Below are 23,519 nucleotides of genomic sequence, written 5' to 3'. Positions count from 1 at the left end.
CGTCCGTCCCGCTACGCCAGACTGTCCCGCCACGCCTTGTGCAGATCGGCGAACCTGCCGGTGCCCGCGATGAGTTCGCCCGGGCTGCCGTCCTCGACAATCCGGCCGTGCTCCATCACCAGCACCCGGTCGGCGATCTCCACGGTCGACAGCCGGTGCGCGATCACCACGGCGGTACGGCCGCGCAGCACCGTGGCCATGGCCCGCTGCACGGCGCGCTCGCCCGGCACGTCCAGGGAACTGGTCGCCTCGTCCAGGATCAGGACCGCCGGATCGGCCAGCAAGGCGCGGGCGAACGCGACGAGCTGGCGCTGTCCGGCTGAGATGCGGCCGCCGCGCTTGCGGACGTCCGTGTCGTAGCCGTCGGGCAGGGCGCTGATGAACTCGTGCGCGCCGATCGCCTTCGCGGCCCGCTCGATGTCCTCCCGCGTGGCTTCGGGCCGGCCGATCGCGATGTTGTCCGCCACCGTACCGGAGAACAGGAACGCCTCCTGCGTCACCATGACGACCCCGCGCCGCAGCTCGGGCGTCCCCAGTTCGCGCAGGTCGACCCTGTCGAGCAGCACCCGCCCGTCGGACGGGTCGTAGAACCGGGCGAGCAGCTTGGCCAGCGTCGACTTGCCGGCGCCCGTGGAGCCGACGACGGCGACGGTCTGCCCGGCCGGCAGCGTCAGATCGAAGCGGGGCAGCACCTCGCCGCCGGTGCGGTAGGCGAAGCGGACCCCGTCGAAGACCACCTCGCGGCCCGGGAACTCGCTTTTCGGAGCCGGTAGTTCGCGCGGCTCCGACGGCTCCGGCACGGACGGCGTCTGCGCCAGCAGCCCGGCGATCTTCTCCAGGGACGCGGCCGCGGACTGGTAGGAGTTCAGGAACATGCCGAGCCGGTCGATCGGGTCGTACAGCCGCCGCAGGTACAGCACGGCCGCCGCCAGCACACCCAGCTCCAGCGAGCCGGACGCCACCCGGTAGGCGCCCCACAGCACGATCCCGGCGACCGCGGTGTTGGCCACCAGGCGGGAGCCGACCACGTAACGGGCCATCTCCAGCAGGGCGTCGCCGTTGGTGCGTTCGTGCCGCTGGTTCAGCACGGCGAACTCGGCGTCGTTCGCCGCCTCCCGGCGGAAGGCGCGCACCGGGCGGATGCCGTTCATCGTCTCCACGAACTTCACGATCACCGACGCGATGGCCGTGGACCGCGCCCGGTACACCCGTCCCGCGCGCCGCTGGTACATCCGCACCAGCAGGTACAGCGGCACGAAGGAGGCCACCGCGACCGCGCCGAGGCCTAGATCCAGCCACAGCAGCATCGCCGCGATGTAGACGAAGGACAGCACGACGGTCACCAGCTCCTGCAGCCCCTCGTCGAGGAGCTCGCGCAGCGATTCGACGTCCGTCGTGGAGCGGGAGATCAGGCGGCCGCTCGTGTACCGCTCGTGGAAGTCGACGCTGAGGGCCTGCGCGTGCCGGAAGATCCGGCCCCGCAGGGCCAGCAGCACGTCCTGGTTGACCCGCGCGGAGGCCTCGATGAACGCGAACTGCAGTCCGCCGGAGAGCAGCGCGCACAGCAGATAGCCGGCGCCCACCGCGATCAGCGGCCCGTGGTCGTGGTCCCGGAACGCCGGAACGGCGTTGTCGAGGGCGTACGCCACCAGCAGCGGGCCCGCCTGCACGGCCGCCTGCTGGAGCAGCAGCAGGAGCGTGGTGACGGCGACCCGGGACTTCATGGGCGCGAGCAGCGAGTGCAGCAGCGCGGCCGTCGCACCGGGCGGGGCGGGCAGGACGTCGTGGTCGAACGGGTCGCCGTCGCCGGTGTCCCGCGCCCGTGGTGGCCGGTCGTCGTCCTCCGTGGCCGGGGCGGCGGTCGTCGTGCTGGTCATCGGTGGTCCTCCCGGTCCCCGGCCGCAGCGCCCGACATCAGGTGCGCGTACTCGGCGTTCGTGCGCAGCAGTTCCTGGTGGGTGCCGACGGCGGCGATCCGGCCGCCCGACAGCAGGGCGACCCGGTCGGCGAGCAGCACCGTGGACGGCCGGTGGGCCACGATCAGCGCGGTGGTGTCCGCCAGCACCTGCCGCAGCGCGGCCTCCACTGCTGCCTCCGTGTGCACGTCCAGCGCGGACAGCGGGTCGTCCAGCACCAGGAACTCAGGCCGGCCGACCACCGCGCGGGCCAGGGCCAGGCGCTGGCGCTGCCCGCCGGACAGGCTCAGCCCCTGCTCGCCGACCTGGGTGCCGGTGCCCTGCGGCAGCGCGTGCGCGAAATCGGCCTGGGCCACCGCGAGCGCCCGGTCCAGGTCCGCCTCGCCGGCGCCGTCCGCCGCGCCCATCAGCACGTTCTCGCCGACGGACGCCGAGAACAGCGTGGGTTCCTCGAAGGCCACGGCGACCCTGGCGCGCAGCTCCTCACGGGGCATGGCGGCGATGTCCACGCCGTTCAGGCTGATGCGCCCCGAGGTCACCTCGTGCAGCCGTGGGACGAGCGCGGTCAGGGTCGTCTTGCCGCTGCCGGTGGCCCCGACCAGCGCCATGGACTCACCGGGGCGGATGTGCAGGTCGATGCGGTCGAGCAGGGGCGGGGAGTCCGGGGGCGCGTCGGGGTAGCGGAACCGGACGTCGTGGAAGCGCAGTCCGGGTTCGGACCCGGCGCCTGCGCCGACCGCGGACGCCCCGGCGCTCTCCGGTTCCTCGTCCATCACCTCGAAGTACCGCTCGGTGGCGGTCGCCGCCTCCTGGCTCATGGCCAGCAGGAAGCCGATGGAGTCCACCGGCCAGCGCAGCGCGAGCGCCGTGCTCAGGAAGGCGACCAGCGTGCCCGCGGACAGCTCGCCGTCGGCCACCTGCAGCGCGCCGACCACCAGCGCGGCACCGATCGCCAGCTCCGGGAGCGTCACGATGACGCCCCAGATGGTGGCCAGCAGCCGCGCCTTGCGCAGTTCCGTGCCGCGCAGCCGGCCCGACAGTTCGTGGAACGCCCGCGCCTGGCTGCGGTGCCGGCCGAAGCCCTTGATGATGCGGATGCCGAGCACGCTCTCCTCGACGACCGTGGTCAGATCGCCGACCTGGTCCTGGGCGCGCCGCGCCACCTCGGCGTAGCGCCGCTCGAAGACCACGCAGGTCCACAGCACCGGAATCGCGGGCCCGAGGACGATCAGGCCGAGCACCCAGTCCTGCATCAGCATGATCACCACACCGACGAGGATCGTCACGCCGTTGACCAGCAGGAAGGTCAGCGGGAACGCCAGGAACATGCGCAGCAGCATCAGATCGGTCGTGGCCCGGGAGAGGAGCTGGCCGGACGCCCACCGGTCGTGGAAGGACACGGGCAGCCGTTGCAGCCGGCGGTACAGGGCCGCCCGAAGCTCCGCCTCGACGTGCGACAGCGGCCGGGCCACCAGCCAGCGTCTTATGCCGAACAGGACCGCCTCGGCGATGCCGAGCAGCAGCAGGCACAGCGCGCCGAGCCAGACGCCCGCCGGGGTCCGGTCGGCGACCGGGCCGTCGACCATCCACTTCAGCACCAGCGGGATCACCAGGCCCACGCAGGAGGCCACTATCGCGACGAACGCGGCCGTGAACAGCCGCGCCCGCACGGGCCGCACGTACGGCCACAGGCGCAGCAGGGTGCGGACGGCCGACCGCTCGGGGCGGACTTCTTCTGCGGTGGTTGCACGTGTCGTGGGCATCAGGAGTGAGCCTACGGATCGCCACTGACATCGCCCACCGAGTTTTGGCCGGACCCGGCTCCGCCGCTGGACCTACGACCTGCGGCTTCGGCCGGCCGGACCCCGCCGGGGCCGCGCCCGGCCGGTGCTCACCCCGCCCTCAGGAACAGCACCGACCGGGCGGGTACCGTGACCGCCGTGCCCGCCGGGTGGACCGTGCCCGGCGCCTCGGACTGCTCCTCGTACGAGGTGTCGACCACGACCTCGTAACGCTCCGCCCACGGCGGCCCCGGCAGCACGAAGGCCGTAGGACGGTCCCCGGCGTGCAGCACCGCGAGAAAGCTGTCGTCCAGGACCGGCGCGCCCCGCTCGTCCCGGCCCGGGATGTCCTGACCGGACAGATACATGCCAAGCGTGGCGGCGGGGGCGTACCAGTCGCCCTCGGTCATCTCCTCGCCCCGCGGGGTGAACCAGGCCAGATCGCGCAGCCCGGCCGCCGAGTGGGCGCGCCCGGAGAAGAACGCCCGGCGGCGCAGCACCGGATGGCGGTGGCGCAGGGCGATCAGCCGGGAGGTCAGTTCGTACAGGGAGCGCCAGGCGGGGTCGTCCAGCAGGGACCAGTCCAGCCAGCCGATCTCGTTGTCCTGGCAGTAGGCGTTGTTGTTGCCGCGCTGGGTGCGGCCCAGTTCGTCACCGGCGACCAGCATCGGCACACCGGTGGACAGCAGCAGGGTCGTCATCAGGTTCCGCAACTGCCTGCGCCGCAGCGCCCGTATCCGCTCGTCGTCCGTCTCCCCCTCCGTCCCGCAGTTCCAGGAGCGGTTGTCGTCGGCGCCGTCCCGGTTGCCCTCGCCGTTGGCCGCGTTGTGCTTGCCGCCGTACGAGACCAGGTCGCGCAGGGTGAAACCGTCGTGCGCGGTGACGAAGTTGACGGAGGCGTAGGGGCGCCGGCCGCCCCAGGCGTACAGGTCGCTGGAGCCGGACAGCCGGTAGCCCATCTCCCTCACGTCGGGCAGCGCATGCCGCCAGAAGTCCCGCACGGTGTCCCGGTAGCGGTCGTTCCACTCGGTCCACAGCGGCGGGAAGGCGCCCACCTGGTAGCCGCCCGAGCCGATGTCCCACGGTTCGGCGATCAGCTTCACCCGGCGCAGTACCGGGTCCTGGGCGATGACCGCCAGAAAGGGGGACAGCATGTCGACGTCGTGCATCGAGCGGGCCAGCGCCGCCGCGAGGTCGAAGCGGAAGCCGTCCACGCCCATCTCGGTCACCCAGTAGCGCAGCGAGTCCGTGATCAGGCGCAGCACCTGGGGCTGGACCACGTGCAGGGTGTTGCCGCAGCCGGTGTAGTCGGCGTACCGGCGGGCGTCGTGCTGGAGCCGGTAGTAGCCCCGGTTGTCGATGCCCTTCAGGGAGAGCGTGGGCCCCAGTTCGCCCGCCTCGGCGGTGTGGTTGTAGACCACGTCGAGGATGACCTCGATGCCGGCCGCGTGCAGCGCGCGGACCATCCGCTTGAACTCGCCGACCTGGCCGCCCGTCGTCCCCGAGGCCGCGTACGCCGCGTGCGGGGCGAAGTAGCCGATGGAGTTGTAGCCCCAGTAGTTCCTCAGGCCCCGGCGCAGCAGGTGGTCCTCGTGCGCGAACTGGTGCACGGGGAGCAGTTCCACGGCCGTGACACCCAGCCCGGTGAGGTGCTCGACCGCCGCCGGGTGGGCGAGCCCGGCGTAGGTGCCGCGCAGCTCCTCGGGGATGCCGGGGTGCAGCCTGGTGAAGCCGCGCACGTGCAGTTCGTAGATGACCGAGTCCGCCCACGGCGTCTTGGGGCGGCGGTCGTCGGACCAGTCGTCGTCGTCATGGACGACGACGCCCTTGGGGACGTGCGGCGCGGAGTCCCGGTCGTCGCGGACGGTGTCGGCGACATGCTGCTCCGGCCAGTCCCGGACATGCCCGTAGACCTCCGGCGGCAGACGGAACTCCCCGTCCACCGCGCGCGCGTACGGGTCGAGCAGCAGCTTGGCCTGGTTCCAGCGGGCACCGGTCCACGGGTCCCAGCGGCCGTGCACGCGGTAGCCGTAGCGCTGCCCGGGCATCACGCCGGGCACGAAGCCGTGCCAGATCTCGTGCGTCAGTTCGGTCAGCGGAACCTGCGTCTCCCGGCCGCGCTCGTCGAACAGGCACAGCCGCACCGCCTCCGCCCCGGCCGCCCACAACGCGAAGTTGGTGCCCGCGACCCCGTCCGGGCCGACCCGGAACCGGGCCCCCAGCGGGGTCGGCGCACCGGGCCACACGGGCGGCGCGGGCGGCACGCCGCGACGGGCGCCGCTCACCGCGGCCGCCGCCGGCCCGCTCCCGGCGGCCGGCTCCTCGGCCCGTGCCCGCTGCTCGGCTGCGCTCGTCACCAGTCGGCCCCTCTTTCAGTGGCTCGCCCGCGGGGCGCAGCGCGCCGCGCCGAACGGCCGGGCGCGCGCGCAGGCGCACGCCCGGCCGCCCGGTACGGCTGCGCCCCGGCGGCTCCGACGCGGGCTGGGGGAGCCTTCCCCCGCGGGCGAAGGCTCCCCTTCGTGTCGTCCTCCCCACTGTTCTGCCCAGCCCGGGCGTCGCACTCACGTTTCCCCGGAGCGTGCCCGCTCGTTGAGTCCTGCGTGAGGCACGCACAAGGACGCGCACGGCGCGCGGGGGCCGCGCTGGCCGCCGTACTGACATGGGTGGGACTGCTGGCCGGCTGCACCGCGGGCGGCTCCGGTGGTCTGGACATCGACCGGATGCTCGGCGGACCGCCGGCCCCGAAGGACGCCATCCGGGTCACCCCGGAGGACGGCAGTACCGCCGTCCGGCCCGGAGAGCGGCTACGGGTCCGGGTGTCCGACGGGCGCCTGGAGAAGGTGAACGTCGTGATGTCCCAGGACGCACAGGACGCCCCGGTTCCGGGGCACATCACCGCCGACGGGCTGGGCTGGGAACCGGACGGCGAACGGCTGGCGCTGGCCGCCAAGTACACCGTCGACGCGGTCGCCCTCGACTCCGAGGGCCGCCGCTCGGCCCGGCACGCCACGTTCACCACGTATGTGCCCGACGAGCGGTTCATCGGCTACGTCACCCCCGAGAACCGGGCCACCGTCGGCACCGGGATGATCGTCTCCCTCTCCTTCAACCGGGAGATCACCGACCGCGCCGCCGTCGAGCGGGCCGTGCGCGTGAGCGCGAACCCGCCGGTGGAGATCCGCCCGCACTGGTTCGGCAAGGACCGGCTCGACTTCCGTCCCGAGCGCTACTGGAAGCCCGGCACCGAGGTCACCGTCGACCTCGGCCTCCGGGACGTGGAGGGCGCGCCCGGCGTCTACGGCCTTCAGGACAAGACGTTCACGTTCACCGTCGGCCGCGGCCAGGTCTCCCTGGTGGACGCGGCCCGGCACATGATGGAGGTGCGGCGCGACGGGCAGTTGCTGGCCACCGTGCCGATCACCGCGGGCGCCCCGAAGACCACCACCTACAACGGGAAGATGGTGGTCATGGAGATGCTCGAGGTCACCCGCATGAACAGCCGGACGGTCGGCTTCGGCGGCGAGTACGACATCCCCGACGTCCCGCACGCCATGCGGCTCACCGACTCCGGCACCTTCCTGCACGGCAACTACTGGTCGCCGGACGCCCCCGGCAACGTGAACGTCAGTCATGGCTGCGTCGGGCTCCGGGACGTCAAGGGTGGCGGCTCGGACACGCCCGCGGGCTGGTTCTTCGACCGCAGCCTCATCGGTGACGTCGTCGAGGTCGTCAACAGCAAGGACAAAACGGTATCTCCCGACAACGGGCTCGGAGGGTGGAACATGGCATGGAAGGAGTGGAAAGCGGGCAGTGCCGTCAAGTGAGCTGAACGGGCCGGGGTTTCGGGCCGCGGCGGTCGGTTGAAGTTGCGACGGAACGGTGACCTTCGGCCGACTCCCCGCTCGAATTCCTCCGGTTACCATGCGCACACCAAATGTGGTGGGGAGCGGGCCTGACCTGGCCCGGCGAGGGGAGTGCAAGGTGATCGTGCGGCCGATATCGGGGGCATCGGTGGGGGGCCGGGGGTTCGGCCGCAAGGGGTTGGTGCTGATATCCGGCGCCCTGCTCGTGGCCGTCACCGCGTGCGGTGGGAGCGGTGACACGAAGTCCGGGTCCGGATCCGGCAACGGAAAGGACGCGGGCTCCGGCACGCGGCAGGGCGAGCAGTCCACGGCCGCCGTCAGCATCTCGCCCAAGTCCGGCGCCACCGGCGTCGACACCAGCGGCGCCCTGAAGGTGAGCGTCGCCAAGGGCAAGCTGACCGAGGTCACCGTCAAGGACGCCAAGGGCGCGAAGGTCGAGGGTGCCGTCACCGGTGACGGTGCCGCCTGGAAGCCGTCGACCCACCTGGCCGCCGGCACCAAGTACAGCGTGCACGCGGTCGCGAAGGACTCCGCCGGCCGTGAGGCCGCCGAGGACTCCAGCTTCACCACGCTCACCCCGCGGAACACCTTCGTCGGATACTTCACCCCCGAGGACGGTTCGACCGTCGGCGTGGGCATGCCGTTCTCCGTCCGCTTCACCCGGGGCATCACGAACCCGGCGGACGTCGAGAAGGCCGTCAGCATCAGGACCGAGCCGGCCGTCGACGTCGAGGGCCACTGGTTCGGCAACGACCGCCTGGACTTCCGCCCGGAGAAGTACTGGAAGGAAGGCACCAAGGTCACCGTCGACCTCAACCTCGACGGTGTCGAGGGCCGCGACGGCGTCTACGGCAAGCAGCGCAAGACCGTGAAGTTCACCGTCGGCCGCAACCAGGTGTCCGTCGTGGACGCCAAGAAGCACACGATGAAGGTCACCCAGGACGGCAAGGTCGTCAAGACCATCCCGGTCACCACCGGCAAGCCCGGCTACGACACCTGGAACGGCCAGATGGTCATGAGCGAGAAGCTCACCGTGACCCGCATGAACGGCGAGACCGTGGGCTACGGCGGCGAGTACGACATCAAGGACGTCCCGCACGCCATCCGCCTGACCAACTCCGGCACCTTCATCCACGGCAACTACTGGGGTGGCGGCGCCTTCGGCAACTACAACGCCAGCCACGGCTGCGTCGGTCTGCGCGATGTGCGCGGCGGCTACGACAAGGGTGTGCCGGCGGCCTGGTTCTTCAACCACTCGATCATCGGCGACGTGGTCGTCGTGAAGCGCTCCCACGACCGGACGGTGGCCCCGGACAACGGGCTCAACGGCTGGAACATGTCGTGGGAGGACTGGAAGAAGTGAGTTCCGGCTCTCCGCCGCGGTGAGGGCTTTCCGCCGCGGTGAGAGGCCGGGCCACCGGCCCGCCTCCGGGCGCGGGGGCGCTGTGGCTGGTCGCGCAGTTCCCCGCGCCCCTTCCTGGCGCCTGCGACCCCCGGACCCCGGCCGGTTGTGACGGACCGCACCGCGTCAACCGCCGTTAGTCCCCGTTAACCTGCTCGGCATGACCGTGAATCTCGAAGTCGCCGAAGGTGTCGGAACCATCCGCCTGGACCGGCCGCCGATGAACGCGCTGGACGTGGCCACGCAGGACCGGCTGAAGGAGCTCGCCGAGGAGGCCACGCGCCGCGAGGACGTGCGCGCCGTGGTGATCTACGGCGGCGAGCGGGTGTTCGCGGCGGGCGCGGACATCAAGGAGATGCAGGCCATGGACCACACCGCGATGGTCCTGCGCGCCCGCGCCCTGCAGGACTCCTTCACCGCCGTCGCCCGCATCCCCAAGCCCGTCGTCGCGGCCATCACCGGCTACGCGCTCGGCGGCGGCTGCGAACTGGCCCTCTGTGCCGACTTCCGCATCGCCGCGGAGAACGCCAAGCTGGGCCAGCCCGAGATCCTGCTCGGCCTGATCCCGGGCGCCGGCGGCACCCAGCGCCTGCCCCGGCTGGTCGGCCCCTCCAAGGCGAAGGACCTGATCTTCACCGGCCGCCAGGTGAAGGCCGACGAGGCGCTCGCCATCGGCCTGGTGGACCGGGTCGTCCCGGCCGCCGAGGTGTACGAGCAGGCGCACGCGTGGGCGGCGAGGCTCGCGCAGGGGCCGGCGATCGCGCTGCGCGCGGCGAAGGAGGCCGTCGACACCGGTCTGGAGACCGACATCGACACCGGTCTCGCCGTCGAACGCAACTGGTTCGCGGGCCTGTTCGCCACCGAGGACCGCGAGCGCGGCATGCGCAGCTTCGTGGAGGAGGGGCCGGGCAAGGCCAAGTTCCTGTGACCTCCGGGGGTGTGAACTGCCGCACACACTCTTGCAATTGACACGTTGTCTGATCCGGGTCCCTCGATGGGGCGGTTCATGGGAGCCTTGACTCCACTTGAGTCTGCCTCGTCGAGGGAGCCTGACGATTGCCCGAAAGTGAGTCGTCTCCGCAGGTCGGACGGGCTTTCGTCGACCCTGTAATGCCTTCGGCATATGCCGGAGGGCCGACGCGGGACGGGAGCGCGCAGGGGGTGTATTCCTCCGGAACGCCCACGGAGACGGCCCCGGACGGCCATCATGGGGGCATGGCGGGGCTGGAGGGCATCGGACAGCCGCGGGGACACAGCCGTGCGCCCGCGGCGCGCTGGTCGCCCGCGGTCGAGGACGAACGGGCGCTCAAGGCGCTCGAACTGTTCGGCAACCCGACGGAGTCGGAGGTGCCGCTGCCGTCCCGCCCGGAGTCCGCGGCCACCGCGCGCCGGCTGGCCCAGGTCGTCGTCCTGCGGCACTGGGGGCTCACCCCCAAGATGACCGAGGACGCGGTCCTGCTGGTCTCCGAGCTCGTCGGCAACGCCGTACGGCACACCGGGGCCCGGGTCTTCGGCCTGCGGATGCGCCGGCGTCGCGGCTGGATCCGCGTGGAGGTCCGTGATCCCTCCCGCGGACTGCCCTGCCTGATGCCGGTTCAGGAGCTGGACGTCAGTGGCCGCGGCCTGTTCCTGGTGGACAAACTGGCCGACCGCTGGGGTGTGGACCTGCTGCCGCGCGGCAAGACCACCTGGTTCGAGATGCGCGTCGCCGAGCGCGAGCCCGGCCGCTGAGGCCGGCGCGACCGCCGCCCCCCGCTCGGCCGGGGCGACCCGACATCCTCCTCCGATCGGGCCAATCGGGCGTTTTCTTACCCTTCCCCCCTTAAATGGTGCGGGTGACCACGACCAACCGTCGCGAGGTGCTGCGTGCGGGCGCCGGGCTCGTCGCCGGGGGCGCGTTCGCCGCCGGTTGCGCGGGCGCCCCGGCCGAACCGAGCGCCACCGCCTCCGCCGACCCGTCCGCCCGCGCGTCCGGCCACCCCGCGGCCACCTCCCGAACCGCCCCCGCCCCCCGCTCCTATCCCGGGCAGCCCGCCCAGATCACCCACGGCCCGCGCGGCCGCCCCGGGGTCGCCCTCACCTTCCACGGGCAGGGCGACCCGGAACTCGCCACCTCCCTGCTCGGCACGGCCGAACGGCACGGCGCCCGGCTGACCGTGCTGGCCGTCGGTACCTGGCTGGACGAGCACCCCGACCTCGCCCGCCGCATCCTCGACGGCGGCCACGACCTCGGCAACCACACCCAGCGGCACATCGCCGTCAACGCCATGTCACCGGCCGCCGCGGGCAGGGAGATCACCGACTGCGCGGACCGGCTCGAGCGGCTCACCGGATCCATCGGCACCTGGTTCCGGCCGTCCCGTTCCCCGACCGCCTCTCCGGAGGTCGCCGCACTGGCCCGCGCCGCGGGCTACCCGCACGTGCTGTCGTACGACGTCGACTCGCTCGACTACACCCGGCCCGGCGCCGACGCCATCACCCGCAAGGTCGCGGCCGAGGTGCGCCCCGGCTCGGTGGTGAGCCTGCACTTCGGCTACCCCGGCACGGTCACCGCCCTCCCCGCCGTACTCCACGAACTCGACCGCCGCGGACTGCGCGCGGTCACCACCACGGAGCTGCTGAGCTGATGCGAACCACGAAAGCCGCCCGCCTGCTGGCCGCCGGAGCCGCCCTCACCGCCCTGACCCTGCTGTCCGCGTGCGGCGGCTCCCAGCACCGCGAGAACGAGGCCATCGCCAGCAAGGCGCCGGTCCGACCGCAGGTGAGGAAGCCGCAGGTGGACGTGTTGCCGGGGATGCCGCCGGTGGAGGACCCCACCGACATCTACGCCGCCGATCGCCCGGGCAGGCTCTCCCCGGTGGTCGAGGGCTTCCCCTCCCGGGTCTACGTCCCCAACACCAACTCCGACACCGTCACGGTCATCGACCCGAAGACGTACAAGATCATCGAGACGATCCCGGTGGGCCGCCAGCCGCAGCACGTCGTGCCCTCCTGGGACCTGAGGACGCTGTGGGTCAACAACGACCTCGGCAACTCCCTCACCCCCATCGACCCGAGGACCGGCAAGGCGGGCAAGCCGGTCGACGTGCACGACCCGTACAACCTGTACTTCACGCCCGACGGCAAGTACGCCGTCGTCATGGCCTCCAAGGACCGCCACCTGGTCTTCCGCGACGCGCACACCATGAAGCAGGTCAAGGCCGTCCCGGTCGACTGCGCCGGCGTCAACCACGCCGACTTCTCCATCGACGGCCGCTACTTCATCGTCTCCTGCGAGTTCAGCGGCGAGCTGCTCAAGGTCGACACCGCGAAGATGGAGGTCATCGGCGAACAGAAGCTGGCCGTGAACGGCGCCATGCCGCAGGACGTGAAGGTCGCGCCCGACGGCAAGCGGTTCTACATCGCCGACATGGTGGCGAACGGCGTCTGGGTTCTGGACGGCGACACCTTCGGCAAGCCGGCGTTCCTCGCCACCGGCAAGGGCGCGCACGGACTGTACGTCAGCCGCGACTCCCGCGAGATGTACGTCTCCAACCGCGGCGAGGGCTCCATCTCCGTCTTCGACTTCCCGCAGAACCGGCTCACCAAGAAGTGGCACCTGCCCGGTGGCGGCAGCCCCGACATGGGCGGGGTCTCGGCCGACGGCAAGGTGCTCTGGCTCTCCGGCCGCTACAACGCCGAGGTGTACGCCATCGACACCCGCACCGGCACCGAACTGGCCCGCATCAAGGTCGGCAGCGGCCCGCACGGACTCGCCGTCTACCCCCAGCCGGGCCGCTACTCCCTCGGCCACACCGGCGTCTTCCGCTGAGCCCGGGCCCGTCAAGGGGCCAGCAGCAGCGCCTCCGCGCCCACCACGCGATAGCCGGCCGCCTGGAACGCCCGCATGCTGCGGGCGTTCCCCGGCGCCGTCTGCGCCCACAACGGCTCCGCCGCCAGATGCCGGGCCGCCGTCACCAGGGTCCGGCCCAGCCCCCGGTGCCGCGCCCCTTCGTCCACCTCGACGCCCACCTCCAGCCGCCCGCCGACCCCGCGCCCCATGACCAGCACCCCGCCGTCCGCCGTCCACGCCCGCACCTCGTCGCGCCGGCGGCGGGCGTAGGCGATGCGCGGATGGCCGGCGTCCTCGATCTCCGTCAGCGCGAGCGGCGGCGCGCCGGGCAGGGGCGATCCGACCAGCAGCGCGTCGACGGTCTCGGCCCGGCGCCCGGTACGGGCCAGGAAAGCGGCGAGGAAGACGGGGTGCAGCGCCGTGGACAGCGGATCGCAGTCCACGGCGTCCAGCGTCTCGCGCACCCACCGCGGGTCCTCGTCCGTGAAGACGACGGAGTGCGCGGTGAAGGCCAGCACCCCGGCGTCCCGCGCCCCGTGCTGCGGCACGACCGTCGTACGGCCGTCGGCCGGCGGGAACACCCCGCGCGCCGCCGCGTCCAGTATGTTCCGCAGGGTCCGCAACCCACCGCTCCTCGAGTCTCCACCGGCTGAAAGGCCCAGACTCGCAGACGTGATCGACGACGGCACCGGACTTCTCACCATCGGCGGGCCGGGCGCGGGCCACCGGCCCCTCCGCCCGCGGGGAGGACTGCGCCTGGGTGGTCGCCGCACTGGAGGCGCACACGGACCGTTAATCTGACCAGCGTCAGTACGCCAGCAGGGCATGAGCAACACGAACATAAGGGGCGGATCGGTGGCGGACATCGAGGAAGCACGCAAGCAGTTCCAGCGGATCGACGCGGACGGTGACGGTTTCATCACCGCGGCGGAGTTCAAGTCCGCCCTCGCCCAGGGGGGTGACTGGAACGTCACCGACACGGTGGCGGAGGCCGTCATCCGGACCCGCGACCTCAACGGCGACAAGGTCCTGTCGTTCGACGAGTTCTGGGCCTACCTGGGCAAGTGACGTGCCCGAAGGGGGTGCCGTCCCGCAGCGGGACGGCACCCCCTTCGTCGTAGGCCCCACCGATCCCCGGCCCCGGCCACCGGCGCGCGCGTACCCCCATTTGCCGTACCGGCCGGAATAGCCCGCCGCCGCCCGGGGTTGTCGCCCACGTCAGAAGCATGCACATGCATGGACTGGGAAGGTCTGTCATGAAGATCGGCATCATCGGCGCGGGCAACATCGGCGGCAATCTGACCCGGCGGCTCACCTCGCTCGGGCACGAGGTGTCCGTGGCCAACTCCCGGGGTCCCGAGACCCTGAAGGCACTGGCCGAGGAGACCGGCGCGACGGCGGTACGGGCGGAGGAGGCCGCCGAGGGCGCCGAGGTCGTCGTGGTCACCGTGCCCCTGAAGGCGGTCCCCGGCCTCCCCTCCGGCCTGCTGTCCGGCGCCGCCGAGGGCGTGGCCGTGATCGACACCGGCAACTACTACCCGCGGGAGCGGGACGGCCGGATCGCCGGTATCGAGGACGAGGGTTTGACCGAGAGCCGCTGGACCGAGCGGCACCTCGGGCACCCCGTGATCAAGGCGTTCAACGGCACCTACGCCCAGGACATCCTGGACCGCCCCCGGCCGGCCGGTGACCCCGAGCGGATGGCGCTGCCGGTCGCCGGTGACGACCAGGCCGCCAAGCGGACCGTCCGCGGCCTCATCGACGAGCTGGGCTTCGACACGGTCGACGCGGGTGGCATCGACGACTCCTGGCGCCAGCAGCCGGACACCCCGGTCTACGGCCTGCGGGCGGGTGCCGAAGCGGTCCGCAAGGCCCTCGCGGAGGCGTCCCCCGAGCGGCCGGCGGCCTTCCGCGGCTGACCGCCCACGGCATCGTCAGGGCGTGGCCCACTTCCGCAGGGCGGCCTTGTCCGCGAAGGCGGCCACGTCCTTGTCGTGGGGTTCGCTGCTGTACTGGTGGAAGCGCCACTTGGCCTGGATGCGGGGGTGGCCCGCGCTCACGTAGTCGGCGATCCACAGGCCGTCCCCGGCGTACGAGGTGCGGTCCTTGTTCAGCCAGTAGTCCCGGTTGGTGTACAGCAGCACCTTGTTGTGCGGGCGCAGTTGCTTCACCGTCCGGATGAACTGGTCCTTCTCCGCGTTGCTCGCGTGGTTGCCCTCGCTGGTGGTCTCCCAGTCGACGGCGAGCAGTTCGCCCGCCTTCTCCGGTGCGTGCCGGACGAAGTACTCGGCCTGGGCGGTGATGTGCCCCGGCCACAGGAAGTGGTAGTAGCCGACGACCAGTCCCGCGTCGCGGCCGTGCCTGGTCTGCGCGGAGAGCCGGGGGTTGACGTACGAACGCCCCTCCGTCGCCTTGATGAAGACGAAGGAGAGGCCGTCCGTGCCGTAGGACGAGGACTGGTACGCGCTCACGTCGATGCCGTGCAGCATGGGGGACCCCCCTGGGGTGCCGTGGGGTTTCAGGAGTCGACTCATATATGCCCCGTCCGGCACGAGAGATCCGCGGGTCCGCTGTGCCGCGTCAGCCCCGGGTCGTCACCGAGCCCAGTACCGAGGCCGGCTCGGCTGCCCAGTCGGAGGTGATGACGCTGGCGTGGTTCTCGGCCAGCAGGGCGAGCCGGGCGGCGACTTCGGCGGCCGTGGGGTCGGTCGAGGAGATCGCGGGGGACACCCCGTCGGCACCCGTGGTGATCAGGATGTAGTGGTTCGCGGAGTAGAACGAGGTGTCGTAGCCCTTGTTCACGTACGTCGCCGCGTCCCCGTCGAAGAACACGAACCACGGCCGGATCCAGGCGTCGTACCGGCCGGCGCGCGGGTCCCCGTTCTCGGCGCCCAGCACCGCCGGGAACGCCTGGGCCTCGGAGATCCGCCCGGCCGCGGACAGGTCCCGCAGGTGGTCGCCGTACTCCTTGTCCGTCCAGTAGTGGTCGAACGGGTTGGACTGCTCCACCGTGCCCGGGATCAGCTCGAACAGGAACTTGCCCCGCATGGCGTCCCGGGAGGGCCAGGCGTCCGCCCTGGCGGCCGCGTCCAGGGTGGGGTACGAGCCGCCCAGCAGGTCGGCCGGCCGGAACACGCTGCCGCCGAGCTTGCGCGACACCAGCGTGTCGAACTCGTCCGCGCCCATCCCGGCCCGGTCGTTGAAGCCCACCTTCATCTCCACCTTGATGACGATCGGCGGGTGATCGGGGTGGAGCCGGTTCCAGGCCGCGATGTTGTCCAGGCAACCGCCGAGATCCTGGTTGCGGCTCTTGCCGTAGAGCTCGTCCGGGCTCTTCGCGGCCTCGCAGTTGTTGTCGTTGCCGAGCGGGTTGCTGTGGCTGACCCGCCACCGGTGGCTCAGGCTGTCCACGTACACGTCCAGTTCGAGCAGCGAGGCCCCCGAGTCCAGCGCCTGCGCGAAGTACGGGTACTTGTCCTTCTCGTACGCGTTGTGCGTCCCGATCGCCGTGACCCCGGAGAACTTGGGCACCTCCGCCTGCGCGTTGCCCGCCCCCATCGCCAGCACCGCGGCGGCCCCGACGGACGCCACCACCCGTCTCGCTCCGCGCATCCGCCAACTCCCCTGTAGTGCGGTCAAGTTGGCGGAAGCGTAGAAGCGCGCGGTTACCGCGGGGTAGCCCCTGGAGGAACATCATTCCCGTGAGCGCGGGCGTGCGGGCCGATCTGCGGGCGCAGGACGAACTGCTGCGGATCGTCGGCCGGCGCGGTTGCGGTGGTGGCCGGCCGTCGGGCGTGACTCGGCGAAGCCATGCCGAGATCAGCGTGGCCGTGACCGGCCTCAGTGACACTCAGGGGGGTGGGCCGACGCGGGCGGGCTCCGGATCAGCTCACCAGGCCCAGGCGGGCGGCGGTGACTCCGGCCTCGAAGCGGCTGGAGGTGCCGAGTTTCTCCATGATCTGGTTCATGAGGCGGCGCAGGGTGCGGTCCGAGCAGGCCAGCCGGCGGGCGATGGTCTCGTCCTTGGCGCCGGTGGCCAGCAGAGCCAGTACCTCGCGTTCCTGCGCGGACAGTTCGCAGCCGGTGCCGCCACGCCCGCGTCCGGGCTGGCGTTCGATGTGCGGCCGGGCGAGGTCCCAGGCGTGGGTGAAGACCTTGCAGAAGCACCGCGCGACGGGCGTGCTGTGCAGGATGACGTCGCCGCCCTCTCCCTGCGGCCCGGGCCCCGCCCCGATGATGACGATCGCCCGGTCCAGGATGTTCATGTGGAGCGGCACCGTCGGGGCGACCCGCACCTCGACCCCGGCGTCGGTCAGCGCGTTCAGGTAGCGGGCCGACGCCTGTGAGCGGACGGCCTGCTGGGACGTCAGCATGCGCATCCGGACGCCGTTCGCCAGCATGTCCAGGTCCCCGGCGAGGCTGGACTCAAGAACCTGCGCGTCGGGGAAGGAGTTGCGCATCGCCAGGAACTCCTCCCGGTTGAGCGCGTCCAGTTCCTCCAGCCGCTTCCGGGTGCGCTCGCGATCCGTGAAGTACTCGATCTCGGCCGCCTCCCGGGCGTCGAACCGCGGGGCCGTGAGCACGGACAGCACGTCGTCCAGTGCCTCGGCGTCCCGGCCGGCGCGCTCGGCCGTCTCCCGCAGCCGGCGACCGTGCTCCGAGACGATGTGCCGCAGGGCCCGGTCCGGAGTGCTCAGCCGATCACCGCCGGGATCGAGGAGTCGCCGGTCGGCGAGCCACCTGGCCAACTCGGCGGAGATCCCCCCGAGTTCCTCCCGCTCGGCGGTGGCGTCCCGGGCCCCCGACGCCGTGATCCGCTCGACCATGGCCAGGTAGGCCGCCCGTGCCTCGGCGGCGGTCGGCGGCCGGCCATGCGAAGGGTTCTGCGCCGCATGCATGGGCGCACGATACGGGGCCCTCCCGGAGGAGGCCAGGGACGTCACTCGGGCGGACCGGACCGGCGGCCGTACTGGCCGAAAGCGGACGTGCCGGAATCGGACAGGAGCGGACGGACCGTGCGGCGGTTAACCTCGTCGCCGCCCGCCCAACTCCTCGTGGCCCTCGGTGCGCCTCCCCGGCCCACCCCGCGCCGGGAGCCGTCGAGGAGTCGGACCCGGGCCCCTGGATCCGGCCGGTTCCGCACGGCGAGGCTTGATGTGCGCTTGGCATGCGCATGCTCAATACGCAGTGCGGGACCGCTCACCCGGGTCCCCACCCCCACCCGCATCGGCCGGGAGGCCCGGCACCACCACGCCCCGCCTCCCGTTTCCTCCCACCCCACAAAGGAGACACGGTGCTTCGAAGAATCTCCCCGACCGGCCTGTCCCTGACCGGTGTCACCCTGGCCGCCGCACTGGGCCTGGTGGCGCTCCCCGCGAGCGCCGCGCCGGCCCCCGAGGGCACCAGTACCGCCGCCGCTCCGGCCACCCTCACCGCGGCCGCGCCCGACATCGACGTCACCAAGGTCCAGGCGCACCTGACCGAACTGAACGCCATAGCGACCCGCAACGGCGGCAACCGCAGATCGACCACCCAGGGCTACCGCGACTCGGTCGCCTATGTGAAGGGCAAGCTCCAGGCGGCCGGTTACACGGTCACCGAGCAGGCCTGCACCTCCGGCTGCACCAGCGGCGCCGGACCCAACCTGATCGCCGAGTGGCCGCACGGCGACGCGTCGAAGGTGTACATGTTCGGCTCGCACCTCGACAGCGTCTCCGCCGGGCCCGGCATCAACGACAACGGCTCCGGCAGCGCCACCCTCCTGGAGGTCGCGCTGAAGCTCGCCGAGACCAACCCGTCGATGGCGGGGCGCGTCCGCTTCGGCTGGTGGACGGACGAGGAGCAGGGCCTCAACGGCTCGGACTTCTACGTCCGTTCACTGACCTCCGCCCAGCGCTCGGCGATCAGGGCGTACTACAACTTCGACATGGTCGCCTCGCGCAACGGCGGCTACTTCATCAACCACATCACCTCCGCGGCCGCCGCTCCGATGAAGGCGTACTGGGACTCGCTGAACCTGCAGCCGGAGGAGAACACCGAGGGCGCGGGCCGCTCCGACGACTACTCCTTCGAGAACTACGGCATCCCCACCTCCGGCTACGCCATGGGCGCCAGCGCCCGCAAGACCTCGGCGCAGGCGGCCAAGTGGGGCGGCACGGCGAACGCCGCGTACGACAGCTGCTACCACTCCTCCTGCGACACCACGAGCAACATCAACGCCACCGGGCTGAGCCGCAGCGCCGACGGCGTCGCCTACACCCTGTGGTCGCAGGCGGTGTCGGCCACCGTCCCGGCCGACGACTTCTCGCTCTCGGCGAGCCCCGCCACGGGCAGCACCGCCCCGGGCACCTCGCTGACCACCACCGTGTCCACCGCCACGACCAACGGCTCGGCCCAGACGGTCAACCTGTCCGCCTCGGGCGCCCCCGCGGGGGTCACGGTCGCTTTCAGCCCGGCCTCGGTGACCTCCGGCGGCTCGTCCACGGCGACGGTCTCCGTCGGCTCCTCCGTGGCGCCGGGGACGTACAACCTCACCATCACCGGCGCCGGTTCCACCACGCACACCGCGCAGTACACGCTGACCGTCACCGGCGCCGGCGGCTGCACGGCCTCGCAGGCGGTCACCAACGGCGGCTTCGAGAGCGGCACTTCGCCGTGGACCGGGGACACCGGCGCGATCGGCGCGTTCAGCGGCCAGTCCGCGCACTCCGGCACCCGGTACGCGTGGCTGGCGGGTTACGGCTCCACGGCCACCGACACGGTCAGCCAGACGGTGACGATCCCGGCCGGCTGCACCAGGGCGACCCTGAAGTACTGGCTGCACATCGACACCAGTGAGTCGGGCTCCACGGCGTACGACACCTTCCAGGTCAAGGTCAACGGGACCGCGAAGCAGACGTACTCCAACGCCAACGCGGCCACGGGCTACACCGAACGCACGCTGGACCTGAGCCAGTACATCGGCCAGCAGATCACGCTGACCTTCACCGGCTCCGAGGACTCCAGCCTCCAGACCAGCTTCGTCGTCGACGACGTGACCCTGACGACCGGCTGAGCACCGCACGAAAGGACCCGAGGGGGAGGCGGCGCTCCAGCCCGCCTCCCCCTTCCTCTGTTCATGAATAATGACGCCACGCCGCTACGTCTGGCCTGAGCTGCGATGTCACCGGGTGTGCGGAGGCAGGTTCAATGATCGGACAGACAGAGGCGGAAGTCCTGGCCGAGGAGTTCGGCAGGTCCATGGTCCAGCAATGGGGTGAGTGGCGGTGCGAACTCAGGACTTGGACGCCGCCCAACCTGAGCGGCTGCTTCGCGTTCACGTGGCGACCCACCGTGCTGGATTCCCTCGGAAGACCGATGAGGGTCGGCGGAAACATGCCGATTCTGGTCGACGAGAATTCCGGGGAGTGCCGTTTCGTTCGCGGCATGAGGGAGTACCGCGAGCTCAGCGGCAAGTGACGAACGAGCTCGGCGAGTAGCCCTGACGGGCCACGAACGCCGTCGTGGCGGGCACCTGTTCCTCGGGCGCCCGCCACGACGGGGTCTCTAGCACTCGATGATGTTCACCGCCAGCCCGCCCCGGGCCGTCTCCTTGTACTTGACCGACATGTCCGCGCCGGTGTCCTTCATCGTCTTGATGACCTTGTCCAGGGACACCTTGTGCGAGCCGTCGCCGCGCATCGCCATCTTCGCCGCGGTGACCGCCTTCACCGCGGCCATGCCGTTGCGCTCGATGCAGGGGATCTGGACCAGGCCGCCCACGGGATCGCAGGTCAGGCCGAGGTTGTGCTCCATGCCGATCTCGGCCGCGTTCTCCACCTGCTCGGGGCTGCCGCCGAGCACCTCGGCGAGGGCGCCCGCGGCCATGGAGCAGGCGGAGCCGACCTCGCCCTGGCAGCCGACCTCGGCGCCGGAGATGGAGGCGTTCTCCTTGAAGAGCATGCCGATGGCGCCGGCGGCGAGGAGGAAGCGGACCACGCCGTCCTCGTCGGCGCCCGGCACGAAGTTGATGTAGTAGTGCAGGACCGCCGGGATGATGCCCGCCGCGCCGTTGGTCGGAGCGGTGACCACGCGGCCGCCGGCCGCGTTCTCCTCGTTCACCGCCATCGCGTAGAGCGTGATCCACTCCATCGCGTGCGCGAGCGGGTCGCCCTCGGCGCGCAGTTGGCGGGCCGAGACGGCCGCCCGGCGGCGCACCTTCAGGCCGCCGGGCAGGATTCCCTCCCGGGACATGCCCCGCTGGACGCACTCGCGCATGACCCGCCAGATCTCCAGCAGGCCCGCCCGGATCTCCTCCTCGGTGCGCCAGGCGCGCTCGTTCTCCAGCATCAGGGAGGAGATCGAAAGACCCGTCTCGCGGGTCAGGCGCAGTAGCTCGTCACCGGTGCGGAAGGGGTACTTCAGGACCGTGTCGTCCAGCACGATGCGGTCCGCGCCGACCGCGTCCTCGTCCACGACGAAGCCGCCGCCGACCGAGTAGTACGTCTTGGAGAGCAGCTCCGTGCCGGCCGAGTCGAACGCCCACACCGTCATGCCGTTGGCGTGGTAGGGCAGCGCCTTGCGGCGGTGCAGGACCAGGTCGTCGTCGAAGGAGAACGCGATCTCGTGCTCGCCGAGCAGCGAGATCCGGCCCGACCGCCTGATCCCCTCCACGCGCTCGTCGGCCGACTCCACGTCCACCGTGCGCGGCGAGGCGCCCTCCAGACCGAGCAGCACCGCCTTCGGGGTGCCATGGCCGTGGCCGGTCGCGCCGAGCGAGCCGTACAGCTCGCAGCGCACCGCGGCGACGGAGCCCAGCAGGTCCTCGTTGCGCAGCCTGCGGGCGAACATGCGCGCCGCGCGCATCGGGCCGACCGTGTGGGAGCTGGACGGGCCGATGCCGATCGAGAACAGGTCGAAGACCGAGATGGCCACGGAAACTCCTCAATACGGGGTGGTGCGGGTGCGGCACCGCGCACACCTTCCAGTGTGCGCGGTGCCCGGTGAAACGGACTTAGCTGTTCAGACCCGGGTACAGCGGGTGCTTGTCGGCCAGGGCCCTCACCCGGGCCTTCAGGCTCTCCACGTCGGCGCCCTCGAAGGGGGCGGGCGCCTTCAGGGCCTCGGCGATCACGTCCGCGACCTCGGCGAAGTCCTCGGCCGTGAAGCCTCGGGTAGCCAGGGCCGGCGTACCGATGCGCAGACCAGAGGTCACCATCGGGGGACGCGGGTCGTTCGGGACGGCGTTGCGGTTGACCGTGATGCCGACCTCGTGGAGGCGGTCCTCGGCCTGCTGCCCGTCCAGCTCGGACTCACGCAGGTCCACCAGGATCAGGTGCACGTCCGTACCGCCGGACAGCACGTTGACCCCGGCCCCGCGGGCGTCGGCGGCGGTCAGCCGCTCGGCGAGGATGCGGGCGCCCTCCACCGTACGGCGCTGGCGCTCCTTGAACTCCTCCGAGGCGGCGACCTTGAAGGAGACCGCCTTGGCCGCGATCACGTGCTCCAGGGGACCGCCCTGGAAGCCCGGGAAGACGGACGAGTTCAGCTTCTTCGCGAAGTCCTTCTTCGCCAGGATGATGCCGCCGCGCGGGCCGCCGAGGGTCTTGTGGGTCGTGGAGGTGACCACGTCCGCGTGCTCGACCGGGTTCGGGTGCAGCCCCGCCGCGACCAGGCCCGCGAAGTGCGCCATGTCGACCCACAGGTACGCCTCGACCTCGTCGGCGATCCGGCGGAACTCGGCGAAGTCGAGCTGACGCGGGTACGCCGACCAGCCGGCGATGATCACCTTCGGGCGGTGCTCCTTGGCCAGCCGCTCGACCTCGGCCATGTCGACCAGACCGGCGTCGTCGACGTGGTAGGCGACCACGTTGAACTGCTTGCCGGAGAAGTTCAGCCGCATCCCGTGGGTGAGGTGGCCGCCGTGCGCCAGGTCCAGGCCGAGGATGGTGTCCCCGGGCTGGGCGAGGGCGAACAGCGCCGCCTGGTTCGCGGAGGCGCCGGAGTGGGGCTGGACGTTGGCGTACTCGGCGCCGAACAGCTCCTTGATCCGGTCGATGGCGATCTGCTCGGCGACGTCGACGTGCTCGCAGCCGCCGTAGTAGCGGCGGCCCGGGTAGCCCTCCGCGTACTTGTTGGTCAGCACCGAGCCCTGGGCCTCCATGACCGCGAGCGGCGCGAAGTTCTCCGAGGCGATCATCTCCAGCGTCGACTGCTGGCGGTTCAGCTCGGCGTCGACCGCGGCGGCGATCTCCGGGTCCAGCTCGTGCAGGGACGTGTTCAGGACAGTCATACGGCTACGACTCCTCAGCCGGCGTTCTGGGCGGTGTACTCGTCGGCGGAGAGCAGGTCGGCCGGCTCCTCGGTGACGCGTACCTTGAACAGCCAGCCGCCCTCGAAGGGGGCCGAGTTCACCAGCGACGGGTCGTTGACGACGTCCTCGTTGACCTCGGTGATCTCACCGGTGACCGGCGAGTACAGGTCCGAGACCGACTTGGTCGACTCCAGCTCGCCGCAGGTCTCACCCGCGGACACCGTGGAACCGACCTCGGGGAGCTGGGCGTAGACCACATCGCCGAGCGCGTTGGCCGCGAACTCGGTGATGCCGACCGTCGAGACGCCGTCCTCGGCGGCCGACAGCCACTCGTGCTCCTTGCTGTAGCGCAGCTGCTGGGGGTTGCTCATGGCCTGAATTCTCCTGTACGCGCGGGAGTGCTGATGAATGGGGGACTGCTGGACCCGCTGCTG

The 23,519-nt window shown here is 71.5% G+C and carries 20 protein-coding genes; 10 read left to right on the top strand and 10 right to left on the bottom strand.

The window, feature by feature from the left end; all coding sequences use genetic code 11:
* Window positions 1-11: 11 nt before the first annotated feature.
* The 3 genes from AB0924_RS27280 to glgX all read right to left on the bottom strand — a co-directional run bounded on the left by AB0924_RS27280 (window position 12) and on the right by glgX (window position 6,054).
* Window positions 12-1,877 carry an ABC transporter ATP-binding protein gene (locus AB0924_RS27280; protein WP_358935525.1) on the bottom strand — a complete coding sequence of 622 codons (1,866 nt, stop codon included), beginning with the start codon at window positions 1,875-1,877 and terminating at the stop codon, window positions 12-14.
* Complete coding sequence (locus AB0924_RS27275; protein ID WP_358935527.1) at window positions 1,874-3,679, bottom strand: ABC transporter ATP-binding protein; 1,806 nt, start codon at window positions 3,677-3,679, stop codon at window positions 1,874-1,876. Before AB0924_RS27275 ends, AB0924_RS27280 begins: the two co-directional genes overlap by 4 nt.
* 128 nt (window positions 3,680-3,807) lie before the next feature.
* On the bottom strand, window positions 3,808-6,054 hold the full coding sequence (gene glgX, locus AB0924_RS27270; protein ID WP_366912775.1) for a glycogen debranching protein GlgX: 2,247 nt from the start codon (window positions 6,052-6,054) through the stop codon (window positions 3,808-3,810).
* Window positions 6,055-6,297: 243 nt separating this feature from the next.
* Between glgX and AB0924_RS27265 the strand changes: the two genes are divergently transcribed.
* The 6 genes from AB0924_RS27265 to AB0924_RS27240 all read left to right on the top strand — a co-directional run bounded on the left by AB0924_RS27265 (window position 6,298) and on the right by AB0924_RS27240 (window position 12,773).
* The gene (locus AB0924_RS27265; RefSeq protein ID WP_358935531.1) at window positions 6,298-7,521 is read left to right on the top strand and encodes an Ig-like domain-containing protein; all 1,224 of its coding nucleotides are present in this window, start codon (window positions 6,298-6,300) and stop codon (window positions 7,519-7,521) included.
* A gap of 157 nt (window positions 7,522-7,678) precedes the next feature.
* Complete coding sequence (locus AB0924_RS27260; protein WP_358935533.1) at window positions 7,679-8,923, top strand: Ig-like domain-containing protein; 1,245 nt, start codon at window positions 7,679-7,681, stop codon at window positions 8,921-8,923.
* Between the two features lie 199 nt (window positions 8,924-9,122).
* Window positions 9,123-9,890 carry an enoyl-CoA hydratase-related protein gene (locus tag AB0924_RS27255; protein ID WP_359553201.1) on the top strand — a complete coding sequence of 256 codons (768 nt, stop codon included), beginning with the start codon at window positions 9,123-9,125 and terminating at the stop codon, window positions 9,888-9,890.
* 182 nt (window positions 9,891-10,072) lie between these two features.
* Window positions 10,073-10,693, top strand: a complete 621-nt coding sequence (locus AB0924_RS27250; protein WP_358935537.1) for an ATP-binding protein — start codon at window positions 10,073-10,075, stop codon at window positions 10,691-10,693.
* A gap of 95 nt (window positions 10,694-10,788) precedes the next feature.
* Window positions 10,789-11,589: a polysaccharide deacetylase family protein gene (locus tag AB0924_RS27245; RefSeq protein WP_358935539.1), complete on the top strand. Its 801-nt coding sequence runs from the start codon at window positions 10,789-10,791 to the stop codon at window positions 11,587-11,589.
* Window positions 11,589-12,773 carry a beta-propeller fold lactonase family protein gene (locus tag AB0924_RS27240; protein WP_358935541.1) on the top strand — a complete coding sequence of 395 codons (1,185 nt, stop codon included), beginning with the start codon at window positions 11,589-11,591 and terminating at the stop codon, window positions 12,771-12,773. Before AB0924_RS27245 ends, AB0924_RS27240 begins: the two co-directional genes overlap by 1 nt.
* An 11-nt stretch (window positions 12,774-12,784) precedes the next feature.
* On the opposite strand, the gene AB0924_RS27235 is transcribed toward AB0924_RS27240, so the two are convergent.
* Window positions 12,785-13,417, bottom strand: a complete 633-nt coding sequence (locus AB0924_RS27235; RefSeq protein ID WP_358935543.1) for a GNAT family N-acetyltransferase — start codon at window positions 13,415-13,417, stop codon at window positions 12,785-12,787.
* A 232-nt stretch (window positions 13,418-13,649) separates the two neighbouring features.
* Here AB0924_RS27235 and AB0924_RS27230 point away from each other — a divergent pair, with 232 nt between their 5' ends.
* Window positions 13,650-13,862, top strand: coding sequence for an EF-hand domain-containing protein (locus AB0924_RS27230; RefSeq protein WP_358935701.1), 213 nt, complete (start codon window positions 13,650-13,652; stop codon window positions 13,860-13,862).
* A 164-nt stretch (window positions 13,863-14,026) separates the two neighbouring features.
* The gene (locus AB0924_RS27225) at window positions 14,027-14,713 is read left to right on the top strand and encodes an NAD(P)-binding domain-containing protein (protein WP_358935546.1); all 687 of its coding nucleotides are present in this window, start codon (window positions 14,027-14,029) and stop codon (window positions 14,711-14,713) included.
* 15 nt (window positions 14,714-14,728) lie between these two features.
* On the opposite strand, the gene AB0924_RS27220 is transcribed toward AB0924_RS27225, so the two are convergent.
* From AB0924_RS27220 to AB0924_RS27210, 3 genes are all read right to left on the bottom strand, one after another.
* Complete coding sequence (locus tag AB0924_RS27220; protein WP_358935548.1) at window positions 14,729-15,283, bottom strand: GH25 family lysozyme; 555 nt, start codon at window positions 15,281-15,283, stop codon at window positions 14,729-14,731.
* Window positions 15,284-15,374: 91 nt separating this feature from the next.
* Complete coding sequence (locus tag AB0924_RS27215; RefSeq protein ID WP_358935550.1) at window positions 15,375-16,406, bottom strand: phosphatidylinositol-specific phospholipase C domain-containing protein; 1,032 nt, start codon at window positions 16,404-16,406, stop codon at window positions 15,375-15,377.
* Window positions 16,407-16,678: 272 nt separating this feature from the next.
* Window positions 16,679-17,692, bottom strand: a complete 1,014-nt coding sequence (locus AB0924_RS27210) for a LuxR C-terminal-related transcriptional regulator (protein WP_366912774.1) — start codon at window positions 17,690-17,692, stop codon at window positions 16,679-16,681.
* 395 nt (window positions 17,693-18,087) lie between these two features.
* Here AB0924_RS27210 and AB0924_RS27205 point away from each other — a divergent pair, with 395 nt between their 5' ends.
* Both AB0924_RS27205 and AB0924_RS27200 read left to right on the top strand, forming a co-directional pair.
* Window positions 18,088-19,848 (top strand): M28 family peptidase, encoded by a 1,761-nt coding sequence (locus AB0924_RS27205; RefSeq protein ID WP_366912773.1) that lies wholly within the window; start codon window positions 18,088-18,090, stop codon window positions 19,846-19,848.
* Between the two features lie 134 nt (window positions 19,849-19,982).
* Window positions 19,983-20,252 carry a hypothetical protein gene (locus AB0924_RS27200; RefSeq protein ID WP_366912772.1) on the top strand — a complete coding sequence of 90 codons (270 nt, stop codon included), beginning with the start codon at window positions 19,983-19,985 and terminating at the stop codon, window positions 20,250-20,252.
* Between the two features lie 87 nt (window positions 20,253-20,339).
* Here the strand turns inward: AB0924_RS27200 and AB0924_RS27195 are convergent, their stop codons facing one another.
* The 3 genes from AB0924_RS27195 to gcvH form a co-directional block, all read right to left on the bottom strand.
* Entirely contained in the window at window positions 20,340-21,707 is a 1,368-nt protein-coding gene (locus AB0924_RS27195) for an L-serine ammonia-lyase (RefSeq protein ID WP_358935556.1), read from the bottom strand.
* Between the two features lie 79 nt (window positions 21,708-21,786).
* A complete protein-coding gene (gene glyA / locus AB0924_RS27190; protein WP_358935558.1) occupies window positions 21,787-23,064 on the bottom strand; it encodes a serine hydroxymethyltransferase in 1,278 nt (425 codons plus the stop codon).
* Window positions 23,065-23,078: 14 nt separating this feature from the next.
* Entirely contained in the window at window positions 23,079-23,456 is a 378-nt protein-coding gene (gene gcvH, locus AB0924_RS27185) for a glycine cleavage system protein GcvH (protein ID WP_351664555.1), read from the bottom strand.
* Window positions 23,457-23,519: the final 63 nt, after the last annotated feature.

This window comes from Streptomyces sp. NPDC047869 (genome assembly GCF_040704065.1).
Classification (GTDB): domain Bacteria; phylum Actinomycetota; class Actinomycetes; order Streptomycetales; family Streptomycetaceae; genus Streptomyces.
The sequence above is the reverse complement of the archived record's forward strand: the minus strand, read 5'-3'. Positions and strand labels throughout refer to the sequence as shown.

Coding starts and splice junctions, on each gene's coding strand:
- AB0924_RS27215 (WP_358935550.1), bottom strand. CDS start 16,406: ATGCGCGGAGCGAGACGGGTGGTGGCGTCCGTCGGGGCCGCCGCGGTG.
- AB0924_RS27245 (WP_358935539.1), top strand. CDS start 10,789: ATGGTGCGGGTGACCACGACCAACCGTCGCGAGGTGCTGCGTGCGGGC.
- AB0924_RS27210 (WP_366912774.1), bottom strand. CDS start 17,692: ATGCATGCGGCGCAGAACCCTTCGCATGGCCGGCCGCCGACCGCCGCC.
- AB0924_RS27280 (WP_358935525.1), bottom strand. CDS start 1,877: ATGACCAGCACGACGACCGCCGCCCCGGCCACGGAGGACGACGACCGG.
- glyA (WP_358935558.1), bottom strand. CDS start 23,064: ATGACTGTCCTGAACACGTCCCTGCACGAGCTGGACCCGGAGATCGCC.
- AB0924_RS27225 (WP_358935546.1), top strand. CDS start 14,027: ATGCATGGACTGGGAAGGTCTGTCATGAAGATCGGCATCATCGGCGCG.
- AB0924_RS27220 (WP_358935548.1), bottom strand. CDS start 15,283: ATGCTGCACGGCATCGACGTGAGCGCGTACCAGTCCTCGTCCTACGGC.
- AB0924_RS27275 (WP_358935527.1), bottom strand. CDS start 3,679: ATGCCCACGACACGTGCAACCACCGCAGAAGAAGTCCGCCCCGAGCGG.
- AB0924_RS27255 (WP_359553201.1), top strand. CDS start 9,123: ATGACCGTGAATCTCGAAGTCGCCGAAGGTGTCGGAACCATCCGCCTG.
- AB0924_RS27240 (WP_358935541.1), top strand. CDS start 11,589: ATGCGAACCACGAAAGCCGCCCGCCTGCTGGCCGCCGGAGCCGCCCTC.
- gcvH (WP_351664555.1), bottom strand. CDS start 23,456: ATGAGCAACCCCCAGCAGCTGCGCTACAGCAAGGAGCACGAGTGGCTG.
- AB0924_RS27200 (WP_366912772.1), top strand. CDS start 19,983: ATGATCGGACAGACAGAGGCGGAAGTCCTGGCCGAGGAGTTCGGCAGG.
- AB0924_RS27250 (WP_358935537.1), top strand. CDS start 10,073: ATGCCTTCGGCATATGCCGGAGGGCCGACGCGGGACGGGAGCGCGCAG.